This window comes from Niveispirillum sp. KHB5.9, from assembly GCF_048066115.1.
Taxonomy (GTDB): domain Bacteria; phylum Pseudomonadota; class Alphaproteobacteria; order Azospirillales; family Azospirillaceae; genus Niveispirillum.
In genome coordinates this window covers 127,593-142,235 of the sequence record NZ_JBLTYX010000017.1, presented here as the reverse complement: position 1 = coordinate 142,235, position 14,643 = coordinate 127,593, and the positions used below count along the sequence as shown (strand labels likewise).

Annotated in this window: 10 protein-coding genes; 5 read left to right on the top strand and 5 right to left on the bottom strand. The window is 64.7% G+C overall.

Annotation, left to right across the window (positions count from 1 at the left end):
- Window position 1: 1 nt before the first annotated feature.
- Window positions 2-973, top strand: a complete 972-nt coding sequence (locus tag ACM9HJ_RS23410; RefSeq protein WP_416574189.1) for an ABC transporter permease — start codon at window positions 2-4, stop codon at window positions 971-973.
- A gap of 26 nt (window positions 974-999) precedes the next feature.
- Here the strand turns inward: ACM9HJ_RS23410 and ACM9HJ_RS23405 are convergent, their stop codons facing one another.
- The gene (locus ACM9HJ_RS23405; protein ID WP_416574188.1) at window positions 1,000-2,868 is read right to left on the bottom strand and encodes a hypothetical protein; all 1,869 of its coding nucleotides are present in this window, start codon (window positions 2,866-2,868) and stop codon (window positions 1,000-1,002) included.
- Between ACM9HJ_RS23405 and ACM9HJ_RS23400 the strand changes: the two genes are divergently transcribed.
- Window positions 2,828-6,325: a NahK/ErcS family hybrid sensor histidine kinase/response regulator gene (locus ACM9HJ_RS23400; protein WP_416574187.1), complete on the top strand. Its 3,498-nt coding sequence runs from the start codon at window positions 2,828-2,830 to the stop codon at window positions 6,323-6,325. The genes ACM9HJ_RS23405 and ACM9HJ_RS23400 overlap by 41 nt on opposite strands.
- 171 nt (window positions 6,326-6,496) lie before the next feature.
- On the opposite strand, the gene ACM9HJ_RS23395 is transcribed toward ACM9HJ_RS23400, so the two are convergent.
- Window positions 6,497-6,946 carry a hypothetical protein gene (locus ACM9HJ_RS23395; protein ID WP_416574186.1) on the bottom strand — a complete coding sequence of 150 codons (450 nt, stop codon included), beginning with the start codon at window positions 6,944-6,946 and terminating at the stop codon, window positions 6,497-6,499.
- 95 nt (window positions 6,947-7,041) lie between these two features.
- Entirely contained in the window at window positions 7,042-7,518 is a 477-nt protein-coding gene (gene bfr / locus ACM9HJ_RS23390; RefSeq protein ID WP_416574185.1) for a bacterioferritin, read from the bottom strand.
- A 170-nt stretch (window positions 7,519-7,688) separates the two neighbouring features.
- On the opposite strand from bfr, the gene ACM9HJ_RS23385 reads away from it, so the two are divergent.
- Together ACM9HJ_RS23385 and ACM9HJ_RS23380 are read left to right on the top strand one after the other, a co-directional pair.
- Complete coding sequence (locus ACM9HJ_RS23385) at window positions 7,689-8,162, top strand: MaoC family dehydratase (protein ID WP_416574184.1); 474 nt, start codon at window positions 7,689-7,691, stop codon at window positions 8,160-8,162.
- A gap of 146 nt (window positions 8,163-8,308) precedes the next feature.
- On the top strand, window positions 8,309-8,518 hold the full coding sequence (locus ACM9HJ_RS23380; RefSeq protein WP_416574183.1) for a hypothetical protein: 210 nt from the start codon (window positions 8,309-8,311) through the stop codon (window positions 8,516-8,518).
- A gap of 19 nt (window positions 8,519-8,537) precedes the next feature.
- On the opposite strand, the gene ACM9HJ_RS23375 is transcribed toward ACM9HJ_RS23380, so the two are convergent.
- The gene (locus ACM9HJ_RS23375) at window positions 8,538-9,071 is read right to left on the bottom strand and encodes a nucleoside 2-deoxyribosyltransferase (protein WP_416574182.1); all 534 of its coding nucleotides are present in this window, start codon (window positions 9,069-9,071) and stop codon (window positions 8,538-8,540) included.
- Window positions 9,068-11,029, bottom strand: a complete 1,962-nt coding sequence (locus tag ACM9HJ_RS23370) for a bifunctional 2',3'-cyclic-nucleotide 2'-phosphodiesterase/3'-nucleotidase (RefSeq protein WP_416574181.1) — start codon at window positions 11,027-11,029, stop codon at window positions 9,068-9,070. Before ACM9HJ_RS23370 ends, ACM9HJ_RS23375 begins: the two co-directional genes overlap by 4 nt.
- A 286-nt stretch (window positions 11,030-11,315) precedes the next feature.
- Here ACM9HJ_RS23370 and ACM9HJ_RS23365 point away from each other — a divergent pair, with 286 nt between their 5' ends.
- The gene (locus ACM9HJ_RS23365; RefSeq protein ID WP_416574180.1) at window positions 11,316-14,564 is read left to right on the top strand and encodes a TonB-dependent receptor; all 3,249 of its coding nucleotides are present in this window, start codon (window positions 11,316-11,318) and stop codon (window positions 14,562-14,564) included.
- The last annotated feature ends 79 nt before the right edge of the window (window positions 14,565-14,643 follow it).

Here is a 14,643-nt window from a genome sequence, read left to right as displayed (position 1 = left end):
CATGGATACGCTTCTGGGCCTTCTGTCGCTGCTGGACAGCACCGTCCGCCTGGCCACGCCGCTGCTGCTGGCGGCCTTGGCCGGCTTCTATTCCGAACGGGCCGGCGTGGTGGATATCGGGCTGGAGGGCAAGATGCTGGTGGCGGCGTTCGCGTCCGCCGCCGCCGCCGCCATTTACGGTTCCGCCTGGGCGGGCTTGGGTGCGGGTATCCTGGCCTCGCTGGTCCTGGCCCTGCTGCACGGCTTCGCCTGCATCACGCACAAGGGCAACCAGGTCGTCTCCGGCGTGGCGCTGAACATCGTGGCCCTGGGCCTGACAGCGGTGCTGGGCCAGGCCTGGTTCGAGATGGGGGGCCGCACCCCCAACCTGCCGGCCGATGCACGGTTCGGGGAGATCACCCTGCCGCTGGCGGAAACGCTGCGCGGCGTGCCCCTGATCGGCCCGCTCTATTACGAACTGATCAGCGGCCATAATGTGCTGGTCTATCTGGCCCTGGCCATCGTACCGCTGACCTGGTGGATCGCCTACCGCACCCGTTTCGGCTTGCGCCTGCGCGCGGTGGGGGAGAACCCGGCCGCCGTGGATACGGCCGGCATCCCGGTCACCGCACTGCGCTATCAGGCGGTGCTGATCGCCGGCCTGTTGTGCGGCATCGCCGGCAGCTATCTGTCCACCGCGCAAGGGGCGGGGTTCCAGACCAACATGACGGCCGGCAAGGGCTTCCTGGCGCTGGCCGCCTTGATCCTGGGCAAGTGGAAACCGGTGCCGACCCTGTTCGCCTGCCTGCTGTTCGCCTTTGCCGACGCGCTTCAGACAAGGTTGCAGGGCGTGTCCCTGCCCGGCATCGGCGAAGTGCCGGTGCAGCTGATCGAGGCGCTGCCCTATCTCTTGACCGTGCTGCTGCTGGCCGGCTTCGTGGGCAAGGCCATCCCGCCCAAGGCCAGCGGCCGGCCCTATGTGAAGGACCGGTGAGGGTTTCTCACCCGTCCGGCGGGTCTTTACTGGCAGGAAATGGGCTTCGCTTCCGTTTCGAACCTCTCCCCGCGCAGCAGGGCTGTCAGCATGGCGAAGCTGGCATTGGCAGTGTGCGACATCGGCTGTGCCTGCTTGCGGGTATAAATCTGCGCCAGCGATCGCGCGAGGACCAGCCGCTCCAGTTCCGTAAGCTGCTGTGAGGCGCCGATGCGTTCGGCGAGATAAAGTACGCGCAGATCGCTTCCAAGCGCCGTGAGCAGAAGCAGACGGGCGCCGTTGCCCTGGCAGTAAAGCTCGAACAGTTCGGGTGAAGCGGAATCCTGGTAGTAAGACGCAACCAGAACCTGGATGGGCAGCAAGGCCGGGTTCGGCTTTCCGGCGTCATCAGTCACCGGCTGGCTGAACCAGTTCCGGGCGCGGGCCTTGTCCGACAATTCCGACTTCGCCCAGGCCTGGACGGCGGGTTCGAACATGGCGGCCAAAAGGCGCGTCTTTTCACCGTCCCGGCGATAATCCGCGACCTGAATGGCACTGGCCGCATCCGTAAAGGCCCGTCCCCATTCATCGCCCAAGTCCTTTCGAAACCGAAAAGCCAGTTCCGGCCAGCGGGCGGCCAGCACGGGATCATCGCGCCACGCCGGTGCCTCATCCTTCTCGCGGCCCGGGGGACCATCCATGGCCCTGGCCAGCACACCCAGCTGGTAGGTTTCCGCCGGCCTTGTGTCGAGGAGGGCGAAATAATACCGGTACATCAGATCGGTTGCTTCAACCCGCTTCCCATGCCACGCCAGGAAGGCCAGAGCCTCTATCAGGGCGCTACCGTGGGGACGCTCGGCCAGGATCTGGCGAAAGAAGGGTTCCGCATCGTCATGGCCCGGCCGGGCCAGCTTCTCCAGCACCATGCGCTGCATCGCCTCCCAATCGTCCTTTTCGGGAAAACTCGGGTCGTCGATGATCGGGGACGGGTCACGCACCACCTGCGCCCACGGGCGGTCATCCCATTTCTCGTGATACCCACCCGTTGTACGCAGACCCCAGGATGGTATGCGGTGTGCTGCCAAGTCGTGGTAGAGCGCTATCAGTCGGCCCGTTGTATGATGGGCCGAGATGGAGCGGAGATGATCCAGGATATGCCTTGCTTCCGCCTGTTCCTGCGGGCTCGCGCCGATATGCAGACGCTGTTTCAGCATATCCTCCAGTGACCGCCACTGCTGATCGCCATCGCCCTCCTGCTGCAGCCGCGCGAAGGTTCGCACCAGCGACAGCGGCGTCTGGATACCGGCAAGCCATATCGATGTCCCGCTGGCCTTGGCATAGCCGCGAGCCATGAAATGATCGCCGCGATCCTCCAGGACCAGCAGATAGGTTTCGACCCTTTCGAAGGAATGGGACTTGCACATGCCGGGGCCATCCGTCCAGAGCCCCTCGATCCGCCCGCTGACGCCGACGAAGGCCGGTACCTTTCCCTTCAGCACCTCAAGTGGTTTGAAGGCGACAAGCCCATCCGCGAGGGGCTGCTTTCCCCAATCCGGGCGTGCGGGAAGGCTGTCCTGCACCCGGCCGACAATGATCGCATCGGCTTGAGAGACGATGTCGAAAGCGGAAGGCCGTTCGGGGTCCGTGTGGATGGAGCAGGCCAGAGCTGGCATCATCGGCAGCCAAGGCAGCAGCATGGCGAACAGAAGGCGACGCACGGCAAGGTTCATGATGGCTCCGGCGGCGTGGGCAATTGCCAGACTGGGGCAGCCGGTGCCGGTTTTGCAACCACTCTCCGTCCCCCCGACCATCGCCGCCATGACGTTTTCCCCTGAACCGGCGTAGACTGCCCGCAAAACAGGCGAAGGGGCATCCATGTCGAACTGGCCGGTTCTGGGGTTGGCGCTGGGGTACATCGCCGCGCTGTTCGCCATCGCCTGGTGGGGTGACCGCCATGCGGCGCGCCAGCCGCAGGTGCAGGAACGCCGCGCCCCCCTGCTCTACGCCATGTCGCTGGCCGTCTATTGCACCTCCTGGACCTTCTACGGCGCCATCGGGCGGGCGGCGTCCAGCGGCTGGGACTTCCTGTCGATCTATGTCGGGCCCATCCTGCTGTTCGGGCTGGGCTGGCCGATCCTGGCCAAGATGGTGCGGGTGGCCAAGGCGGAGAACACCGTTTCCATCTCCGACTTCATCTCCGCCCGCTATGGCAAGAGCCGGGCGCTGGCCGCCATCATCACCATCATGGCCGTCACCGTGGTGCTGCCCTATTTCGCGCTTCAGCTGAAGGCCATCACCATCAGCCTGGAGGCGCTGGCCGGCGATCCGTTTGCCAACCGGGTGATGGATATTCCCGGTGAGACCACCTTCATCATCACCTGCGCCATGGCCCTGTTCGCCATCCTGTTCGGCGTGCGCAACATCCATGCGAACGAGCATCATCGCGGCCTGATGATGGCCATTTCCACCGAAAGCTTCGTGAAGCTGGCCGCCGCCATGCTGGTGGGGGCGGGGATCGTCTTCGCGGTGGCGGGCGGGCCGGCCGGCATTTTCGAACGCGCGGCGGGCGATCCGCGGCTGGCCCACCTGCTGACCCCGCATTTCGGCCTCAGCTGGTGGTCCATCACCCTGCTGGCGGCCTTGGCCATCCTGTGCCTGCCGCGGCAGTTCCATGTGACGGTGGTGGAGAATACCCATGTCGGTGATATCCGCACCGCCAGCTGGCTGTTCCCGCTGTATCTGGTGGCCATCAACATCTTCGTGCTGCCGGTGGCGCTGGCCGGGCTGATGATGTACCCGGATGGCAGCGTCAATGCCGACACGTTCCTGGTCACCCTGCCGATGGAGCTGGGGATGGACTGGATGGCGGTGCTGGCCTTCCTGGGCGGGCTGTCGGCGGCGACCAGCATGATCATCGTGGGCGCCGTGGCCCTGTCCACCATGGTCTGCAACGACCTGATCGTGCCGATCCTGATGGCCTATCCGCCGGCCATGCGCCGCTGGCACGATGATCCCAAACCGATGCTGCTCACCGTGCGGCGGCTGGCCGTGGTGGCGCTGCTGGGCATGGCCTATCTCTATTACCTGCTGATCGGCACCACCTTTCCGCTGGCCACCATCGGCACGGTCAGTTTCGCGGGCGTGGCGCAGTTCGCGCCGGCCCTGCTGATGGGCCTGTTCTTCCGGCGGGTCACGAAAGCGGGCGCGATTACCGGTCTGGTCACGGGTTTCGGCGCCTGGGTCTATACGGTGCTGATCCCGTCCTTCGCGGTGGCCGGCCTGATCCCGGCGCATCTGATGGACCAGGGGCTGTTCGGGCTGGACTGGCTGATGCCCACCGGGCTGGGCGGCATCCACGACCTGGACACGCTGGCGCATGGTGCGCTGACCAGCCTGATGCTGAACCTGTTCATGATCGCCCTGGTATCGGGCATCACCGGACAGTCGGAGCTGGAGAAGCAGCAGGCCCGCCGCTTCGTCTCCATGCGCCATGATGCGCATGACGGGGTGGCGCCGACGCGCGGCGCCACCCTGGCCGACCTGTATGAACTGGCCGCCCGCTATGTCGGAAGGACCCGCGCCGACCCGGTCTTCCGCGAACTGGCCGCCACCCGGACGCCCGGTGAGGAGGATTTCGAGGAAGGGCTGAAGCTGCGCATCGATGAGGAGGCGGTTGCCGCCACCGAATGGCTGCTGGCCGGCGCCATCGGGTCGGCCTCGGCCCGCGTGGTGGTGGCCAGCCTGCTGTCCGACCGGCGCCTGTCGCGGTCCGACGCGCGGTCGATCATCGACGAGGCCTCACGCGCCATCCTGGACAGCCATGTCCTGATGCGCTCCACCCTGGAGAATGTCGGCAAGGGCATCTGCGCGGTGGACAAGGATTTCCGACTGCGCCTGTGGAACCGCCGCTTCCTGGAGATGCTGGAGGTGCCGGACGGGCTGATCAAGGTGGGCACGCCCATGGGCGAACTGGTCAATTACCTGCAGGGCCAGGGCGAGTTCGGGGAAGGGGGGGAGGTGGAGACCCTGTTTGCCCGCCGTCTGGACCCCAGGCGCCGTGACCAGCCCGACAGTTTCCACCGCGTGCGGCCCGACGGGTCGGTGCTGGAAATCATCTCCAACCCGCTGCCCGACGGGGGCTTCGTGGCCGTCTATACCGACGTCACCGAGCGCCACCGCGCGGCCGAGGATCTGCGCGCCGCCAATGAAGGGCTGGAGCGCGGCATCGCGGAGCGCACCATCGACCTGGCCGTCGCCAAGTTGGAGGCCGACCGCGCCAACCAGTCCAAGACCCGTCTGCTGGCCGCCGTCAGCCATGACCTGCTGCAGCCGCTGCACGCTGCCCGCCTGTTCATCTCCGCCGCATTGGACCGGGGGCCCGACGCGCTGGTCAACCAGGCGGATGCCGCCCTGCGCTCGGTGGAACAGCTGTTGGGCGACCTGCTGGACATCACCAAGCTGGATACGGGCGTGGTCAAGCCCAACCGCACGGCGGTGGCCATCGATGATGTGCTGCGTCCCCTGACCGACGAGCTGGCGGTGGTGGCGCAGCGCCATGGCTTGCGGCTGGACTGGGTGCCGTCGAAGGTCACGGTGGATACCGACGCCGTGCTGCTGCGCCGCATCGTGCAGAACCTGCTGGCCAATGCGCTGCGCTATACCCCGCGCGGACGCATCCTGGTGGGCTGCCGCCGGCTGGCCGGCGCCGTGCGGGTGGAGGTGTGGGATACGGGGCCCGGCATTCCGGAGGAGAAGCGGCTGGAGATCTTCCAGGAGTTCCGCCAGCTGGGCAACGGACAGGGCGACCGCGACAAGGGGCTGGGGCTGGGCCTTTCCATCGTCGAACGCTTCGCCGCCATCCTGGGGCACAAGGTGTCCTTGCGGTCGGAAGTGGGCAAGGGCTCCTGCTTCGCGGTGGAGGTGCCGCTGTCGGCGCGCGCCGCCGATCCGGCCCGGCCCGTGGTCGGGGCCAGCGTCACCGGGCTGGAAGGCACGCTGGTCCTGTGCGTGGAGAATGAGCCGGCCATCGCCCAGGCCACCATGGCGCTCTTGTCCGGCTGGTCGTGCGAGGTGGTGTGGGGGGCGACGGGGGTGGAGGCGCTGGCGGCCCTGGGGGACAAGGTACCCGATGTGGTGCTGACCGATTACCACCTGGACCATGGCTTGAGCGGGCTGGAGGCCCTGGCCCTGATCCGGGCGACGTTCGGTGCCGACCTGCCGGCGGCCGTGATTACCGCCGACCGCACCGACGCGGTCAAGGACAGCGTGGCCCATGCCGGCTGCCGCATCCTCTACAAGCCGGTGAAGCCGGGGGCACTGCGGGCGCTGTTGTCGCACATGCTGGCGGAGAAGCGGCGGGGCAGGGCAGCATAGGTCGGTTTGGGCACTTTCCCAACCGTCATCCCGGCGCATGCCGGGACCCAGGGGCCACAGGAACAAACCTTAACGCAGCGTCAATCAACGCTGCCGACAGGTCGGGCACGCCGCCCCTGGGTCCCGGCTTTCGCCGGGATGACGGGAGAGGGGTGCTGAAAGGTACCTGCCTCAAACCCCCCGCCATTTCGCCACGGCGGCGATGGCCATGGCCACACCGATATGGGCGGCGATGTCGGTGACGGAGAACAGGCCGGTCCAGCGCGGGAAAACCTCCGGCCAGCGCAGCGGCAGCACCACAAGATACATGAATGCGTAGAGCCCCAGCCCATAGGCGGTGGCCGCCGCCCAGCGGTGGCGCCGCAACGGTTCCAGCCGCGCCAGCGCCAGCACGAAAACCGCCGCCATCACCTGGGCGATGGCGATATGGGTGGCCACGCCCAGCAGGGCGGTGGCGATCCCGCCCTCGCGCGCGGCCGGACCGATCCAGCCGCCGGCCACGCCCTGCCAGACGCGCATCACCCCGATGTCGCGGATGATACCCAGGGAAGAGGCATAGGCCCCGTCGATGGCGGCACCGGCCAGACCGGCCAGGATGATCGTCGGTGCCAGTCGTGCCATCGCCCATTCCCCCGATTGATTTGGAGGAAGCTTAACCCAGGCCCCCCTGTTCGATGGACCCAATTCGGGACCCGTCAGGGGGGCCTGGAAAGGGATTATTCATCCCGGCCGATCTGTTCCTGCAGATAGTTCTGGATGCCGACGCTCTTGATCAGGCTCAGCTGCGTCTCCAGCCAGTCGATATGCTCCTCCGTATCCTCCAGGATGCGGCGGAAAATCTCCTTGGACTGATAGTCGCGCACCGTCTCGCAATACTGCATGGCTTCGATCAGCTCGGTGCGGTTGCGGGTCTCGATGGACAGGTCGCCCTCGAAACATTCCGGCACATCCTCGCCGATCTTCAGCTTGTGCAGGTCCTGGAGGTTCGGCAGCCCTTCCAGGAACAGCACGCGTTCGATCAGCAGGTCGGCATGCTTCATCTCACCGATGCTTTCCTCGTACACCTTCTTGCCAAGGCGCAGGAAGCCCCAGTTCTTCAGCATGCGGGCATGCAGGAAATACTGATTGATCGCCGTCAGCTCGTTGACCAGGATGGTGTTGAGATGGCGGATGACGGTAGCGTCGCCTTGCATGGGAACCTTCACTGAGTTCGGTTTGGAATTTGTTCGGATCGGGTGCGCAGCCCGTTTCCATGCCCCGATACTGGCACGCCCAAACGGCTTTGTCTTCTGATAACGTCTTGCAATTGAAGGGAAAAGCGACTGATAACCAATCGCGTGCATCCCGATCTGAAAGGAGTAGCATGAGCCCGCCAGCCCGTTATCTGGAGGATTTCGTCCCCGGTATGGTATTCGAATTCGGTGACCGTCTGGTCACCGCCGAGGAGATTGTGACCTTCGCGCGTGAGTACGATCCGCAGCCCTTCCACCTGGATGATGATGCTGGCAAGCAGACCCATTTCGGCGGGCTGGTGGCCAGTGGCTGGCAGACGGCGGGCTTCATGATGCGCATGCTGGTCGATCATATGCTGTCGCCGGAAACTTCGCTGGGCTCTCCCGGCCTGGACCAGCTGCGTTGGCTGAAGCCGGTGCGGCCGGGTGACCGTCTGCGCGCACGGGTCAGCATCCGGGAAGTGAAGCGCTCGCGCTCGCGTCCCGACATGGGCACCATCCACCAGACGACGGAAGTGCTGAACCAGAAGGATGAAGTCGTCATGTCGACGATTTCCATCGGCATGGTCCGCGCCCGTGCCAGTGCTGAAAATTCGCCAGGTTAACTTGTTAAAATCGGATCACAGGGGTGTTTTGACATGGGTCTGTCCTCGGGTTACTCCGATTGGACTAGCCCATCTTTCTAGCACTCTTCCCAAAAGGTTGGGAAATCGCGTATGATGTCCCCAAGAACGGTGCAATGGGAGCCATCATGGCGCGGGAAGTGATTGATTTTTCTCCGGGGGAATGGGTGGAAGAACTGATGCCGCCCAAGCGGCGGTTCCAGATCATGGCCGTCCATGTCAAGCCGGGCACCCCGGCCCCGAATGTCGAGCTGGCGGTCGACGGCAATCCCGTCCACCGGCTCAGCCTGTCGATCTTCGCCCTGGCCGACTTGCAGCGCTTCCGCCGCGTGCGGTGAGGGGGGCGCTGCTCCCCCTTTAAGCCGCCTTGAACCACGCCGCCGCGGCGCGGGCGGCCTGGGTGAAGCTGGGATGCACCGGCCCCGTGGCCGGGTCGACCAGCATCAAATTCACCGGCAGGCCGAATTCCTCCACCTCCATCTGGTCGGCATCGCGCCAGACGCGGCCATCATGGGCCAGATACTGGCGCGACTGCGTGCGCTGCAACAGCGGGCGGATGTCGCCCGACCAGGGGAAGACGGGTTTGTTCAGGGCGGCCGCATAGCCCATCTCATAGGCCGTACCGTCATCCACCGAGGGCCCGCGAAAGGGCATGCAATTGGCGATGACCCCGTCGGCGCCCCGGATCAGGTCCAGGTTGGCCTGGCGGATGCGGGCGGCGAAGGCCGCCCCGCCCTCACCCCCGGCGGGGGACAGGGCATTGTCCATGGGGAACACGCCCTCCAGCCCCAGCTCATCACAGATGGCCTTCATCGCCTGGGAAGCGGCCAGCGGATCGGGCAGGAACACGTCGGGGCCGGCCAGATAGAGCCGGGGGCGGGCCGCCGTCACTTGGCCCCCCCGATCTTCACCGGATCGACGCGGAAGCGGGCGAAGCCGTTCTCGCCAGGCCCCTCATAGGTCAGGGCCGGCTGCTCGGCGATCAGTTCCTGGGCGAGCGGCGAGCTTTCATAAAGCAGGTTCACATTGGACGGCATCGGCGCCAGACGGAAGCTGTGGTCGGTGGACGGATCGATCACGCCCTTGGCGCGGATATAGTCGATGACCGCTGACTGCACCGTGTCGGGCGACTGATAGATGACGGTGGTGCCATCCAGGCCGGGATAGGAGCCGCCGCCATTGGCGCGGTAATTGTTGGTGACGACGATGAAGACTTGGCTGTCGTCGATGGGCTTGCCCTGGAACATCACATCCTTGATGCGGTGGGCCTGGTCATTGGCCAGCTTGCCGTCGCGATCGAACCGTTCCGGCTGGGTCAGGTCGATCGTGTAGGTGATGCCGTCCATGATGTCGAACACATAGGCCGGCACGCGCGTGTTGACCAGGGGCTGCTGCATCGTGCTTTTCGGGTCGATCACTGACAGGGCCCTCGAGGCCATTTCCAGCCAGTCCTTGACCTGGGCGCCAGTCAGCTTCACCGCCGCGATCTGGTTGGGATAGACATAGAGATCGGCGACATTGCGGATGGCGATCTCACCCGCCGCGATGTCGGTATAGAATTTCGGCCCCGGACGGCCGCCCGACTTGAACGGGGCCACGGCCGACAGGAGGGGCAGGCTGGCATCCGGCGTGCCGGCCAGCGCCTTGGCCACATAGGCGCGCTGGGCTTCCGCCACCAGTTCCACCCCGGCGCTGTCGCCCAGGAAGCTGAAGAAGGAATGGATGCGGCCCGTGGTCTTGCCCACCGGGCGGCGAACATAGGCCAGCGTGCCCTCATGGCTGGGCGCCAGCAGGGTCGCGACCTCGGCATCGGGGTCGGTGGCCACCGTGCGGCCATCCTGGCGGTCCTGGATGGGCCGCACCTCGCCCTTGCCGCCGGTGACGGTCCAGCCCTTGCCCTTGGTTTCCAGCGACAGGGTGATCACGCCCAGATGGGAACCGTAATAACCGGCCATCACCACCGGCTTGCCATTGACCGTGCCCTGCTTCAGGTCGGACTTGGGCAGGCCCTCATATTCCCGGCTCGGGAAGACGCGGTGGCTGTGGCCGGTGACCAGGGCATCGATGCCGGGGACTTCCACCAGATAATTGGCGGCATTCTCTTCCCCGCCCTCGCGGTTCAGGAAGGTCAGGCCGGTATGGGCGACGGCGATGACGATGTCGGCTCCTTCCTTCTTCATCTGCGGCACATGGATCTTCGCCATGTCCACCATGTCGCGGGTGGTGACGCGGCCTTCCAGCTTGTCCTTGTCCCAGATCATGATCTGGGGCGGCAGCAGGCCCAGGATGCCGACCTTGATCTTGTGCTTGGCACCCTTGGCGTCCACGACCTCGCGATCCAGGATCGCATAGGGCTTGAACATCAGCTGGTCGCTCTTGCCACCCTCGACCTTGAACACATTGCCCGACAGGACGGGGAACTTGGCGGTGGCATAGACATTGTGCAGCACCTCCAGCCCGAAATTGAATTCGTGGTTGCCCAGGATGGCCGCGTCATATTTCAGCAGGTTCATGGCCGCCATGGCCGGATGGGCCGGCTTGTCCTTCGTCACCCCGCGCTCGCGCACCACCCAGTCGCCCATGGGCGTGCCCTGGATCAGGTCGCCATTATCGACCAGCAGCGTGTTGGGATTGGCCGCGCGCGCCGCCCGGATCAGCGGTGCCACTCGGACCAGGCCGACGCCCGCATCCGTATGGTCGGCATAGTAATCATAGTCTTCCAAATACATATGCAAGTCGGTGGTCGACAGGACTTGCAGTTCGACCTTCTCCTGGGCAGCTGCATTGCCCGCCAGGGCCAGGAACAGGGCACCCGCCATCAGGGTGCTTGCAGGGAAGCTACGAATCACGGGACACGCTCCATCGGGCTCTGTTGCCGCCAAGCAGCAGGTGCATCGCAGCAATCACGGTTAAAAAATGCAGGGGCTGCGGGTCGAGACCCCCGGAACCGGCATGCTGCGCCGCAAAACTGTGGCGGTAATGATACGCTGGTCGAGATATAGCCGCTCAGGCCTCCCAAGGCATAGCTCGGGAGGTGCTTGTCATGGAACTGTAATTTATTCGTTACCTAAGCGTCATGGGCATCTGGTGTTGTCCGCGCAATCCGATCCGGTCCGGCTTATTGGGGGCTTTCGTATGACCATTGAAAACAAGAAGGCGGCGGCAATCCTCCGCCGTCAGCTGTCCGCTTTGAACATCGGCACGGGCGCCCTGGCGCTGGCCGTCGCCTCTTCCTGGGCCATTCCGGCCATCGCGCAGCAGACGACCTCGTCCATGACGGGTCAGATCACGACCGCCGCCGGCGCGCCCGCCACAGGCGCCGAGGTGACGATCGTCCATACGCCGTCGGGCACGCGCTCCGTCACCACCGTCAACGACCAGGGCCGTTTCCAGGCCGGCGGTCTGCGCGTCGGTGGCCCCTACACCGTCACCATCACCTCCTCCGGCTCCGAGCCGCAGGTGCTGGAAGGCATCTTCGTGTCCCTGGGCGAGCCGTTCGCCCTGGATCTGGCGCTGGGCGCCAAGATGGAAGAGATCGTGGTGACCGGTGAGCGCACCGCGACGACCACGACGGTGGGTATCGGCACGAATTTCAACCAGCAGCAGATCAACAATGCACCGTCGATCAGCCGCGACCTGAAGGACATCGTCCGCAACGATCCGAAGGTCTTCATCGACGTCACCAATTCGTCGGCCATCCAGATCGCTGGTTCCAGCAACCGCTTCAACAGCCTGACCATCGACGGCGTGAAGCAGAACGACGATTTCGGCCTGAACGCCGGTGGCTACCCGACCCAGCGCTCGCCGCTGTCGATCGACGCCATCGAAGGCCTGTCGGTGCTGACCGCGCCCTATGATGTGGAATATTCCGGCTTCCAGGGCGGCACGATCAACATCGTCACCAAGTCCGGTGAGAACACGCCGCACGGTTCGTTCTTCTACTATTATGGCGATGACAGCCTGTCGGGCACCCGCTCCGGCAACAATCGCAACCTGATCAGCCCCTATAAGGAAAAGACCTGGGGCGGTTCGCTGGGCGGCGCGCTGATCGAAGACAAGCTGTTCTTCTATACCAGCTACGAGAAGTTCAAGAGCCAGGCCCCGGTGGTGTTCGGCACTTCCGACAGCGGCCTGGGCAACCCCGTCGCCGGCATCACCTCGGCCCAGGTCGCGCAGATCCGCGCTATCGCCCAGTCTGTCTATGGCTATGACACGCTGGGTCTGGCCGATGGCAGCCTGCCGGAAGAGGATGAGAAGATCCTCGCCAAGCTGGACTGGAACATCAGCGACGCGCACCGCGCTTCGTTCGCCTATCAGCGCAACGAGGGCAACAACATCCGCGACGCTTCGTCCAGCACCAGCGCCACGCCGCGCACGCTGTCGTTGCAGTCGAACATGTACAATTACACCCAGATCATGGACAGCTACTCGTTCCAGCTGTTCTCTGACTGGTCGTCCGACTTCTCCACCGAGGTCAAGCTGGCCCGCAAGGAAGTGGACAGCCTGCGTCTGCCGCTGAACGGCATGGGCTTTGGCGAAATGCGCATCAGCACGCTGGCCACCGGCCTGACGCCGAACAACACCAATAACGGCCAGGTCGTTATCGGTCCCGACATCTCGTCGCACAGCAACGTCCTGAACACCAAGACCGACAGCGCCAAGCTGAAGGGCACGTACCTGCTGGGCGATCACAAGATCACCGGCGGTTACGAGTACGAGAACGTCGACTATTACAACCTGTTCCTGCAGCGCAGCCTGGGCTACTGGGAATTCGCCTCCATCGAGGCCTTCCAGAACCGTCAGGCCCAGCGCTTCCGCTATGCCAACGCCGTTTCGGGCAACCCGGAAGACGCGGCGGCGAAGTGGGACTACACGGTCCATTCATTCTACCTGCAGGATACGTGGGACATCAACCCGGACTTCCAGCTCCAGGGCGGCCTGCGTTACGAGCTGTACAAGACCAACGACGAGCCGCTGGCCAATGCCAACTTCCTGACGCGCTACGGCTTCTCCAACAACGCGACGATCGATGGCATCGACCTGTGGCTGCCGCGCCTGGGCTTCAGCTATGACGCCACGGAAAGCACGGTTGTCCGCGGTGGCGCCGGCCTGTTCTCCGGTACCGGTGCGGCCGTGTGGCTGTCCAACGGCTACAGCAATGACGGCGTGACACAGCGTTCGCTGGACATCACCCGCTCCGGCACGCTGACCGCCGCCAACGCCCTGCTGCTGAACGGTGTCACCGGTCAGGTGCCCAGCGCTGCGACCACCCGCCTGACGACCGTCGGCGAGGGCTTCGTCAACGCGCTCGACCCGAACTACAAGATGCCGTCCTCCTGGAAGTTCAGCATGGCTGTCGACCAGAAGGTGGACATCCCGGGCCTGGGTGACGACTGGCTGTTCACGGCCGAGGCGATCTATACCCGCGTGAAGGACGCCAACTTCTATCGCGACCTGCGTCTGGTGAAGACCGGTACGGCCCCCGATGGCCGCCCGATCTATACCCAGAACATCCAGGCCGGCGATACGCGCGGCAACGGCTCCGACCTGCTGCTGACCAACACCGACAAGGGCAAGAGCCTGATCCTGACCCTGTACGGCTCCAAGTACTGGGAGACGGAGTACGGTGATGTCGATTTCGGCGCCGGCTACGCCTATCAGGACAGCGACGATGCCAGCCAGGGCACCAGCTCGGTGGCCGGTTCCAACTACGAGCAGTTCGTGACCACCGATCCGAACTCGGATCTGCTGGGCACTTCGTCCTACGAGACGAAACATCGCTTCACGATGAACACGAGCTACAGCGTCGAGTATTTCGATGGGTTCAAGTCGTCGCTGAGCCTGTTCGGCCAGGCCTATTCGGGCAAGCCTTACACGTTCAGCTTCACCTGCTCGTCCACGGCCAACCCGTTCGGCGATCCGGCCTGCCGGTCCAACCGTTCGCGTGAAGCCATGTATGTGCCGACCGGCGCCAGCGATCCGCTGGTCAACTGGACGGCCAGCACGGTCAAGGCCGACGTGATGGATGCCTACATCTCCCGCAACGGCCTGGACAAGTACCGTGGCGGCATCGTTCCGCGCGGCGCGTTCGAGAGCTCCTGGACCTACTCGGTCGATGCCAAGCTGGCCCAGGAAATCCCGGCGCCGATCGAAGGCCACAAGGCCATCATCACCATGGACATCATCAATCTGACCAACCTCCTGAACAAGGATTGGGGCCGTCAGGAAGCCGTTCCGTTCTTCCAGTCGATCGCCGGCCCGACCGCGACGATCGGCACCGACGGCAAGTACGTGTTCACCGCCGCCGGTCGCGATGTGACCGAGCAGCTGAGCAACCGCGCTTCGGTGTGGAAGATCCAGCTGGGTGTGAAGTACGAGTTCTGATCCGCGTTCCAAACGGGATCAAAGCGTTGGGAAAGGGCGGCCTCCGGGCCGCCCTTTTTCATTAGGGCAGCTTATTCAA

Coding starts and splice junctions, on each gene's coding strand:
- ACM9HJ_RS23400 (WP_416574187.1), top strand. CDS start 2,828: ATGTCGAACTGGCCGGTTCTGGGGTTGGCGCTGGGGTACATCGCCGCG.
- ACM9HJ_RS23405 (WP_416574188.1), bottom strand. CDS start 2,868: ATGTACCCCAGCGCCAACCCCAGAACCGGCCAGTTCGACATGGATGCC.
- ACM9HJ_RS23395 (WP_416574186.1), bottom strand. CDS start 6,946: ATGGCACGACTGGCACCGACGATCATCCTGGCCGGTCTGGCCGGTGCC.
- ACM9HJ_RS23380 (WP_416574183.1), top strand. CDS start 8,309: ATGGCGCGGGAAGTGATTGATTTTTCTCCGGGGGAATGGGTGGAAGAA.
- ACM9HJ_RS23385 (WP_416574184.1), top strand. CDS start 7,689: ATGAGCCCGCCAGCCCGTTATCTGGAGGATTTCGTCCCCGGTATGGTA.
- bfr (WP_416574185.1), bottom strand. CDS start 7,518: ATGCAAGGCGACGCTACCGTCATCCGCCATCTCAACACCATCCTGGTC.
- ACM9HJ_RS23410 (WP_416574189.1), top strand. CDS start 2: ATGGATACGCTTCTGGGCCTTCTGTCGCTGCTGGACAGCACCGTCCGC.
- ACM9HJ_RS23365 (WP_416574180.1), top strand. CDS start 11,316: ATGACCATTGAAAACAAGAAGGCGGCGGCAATCCTCCGCCGTCAGCTG.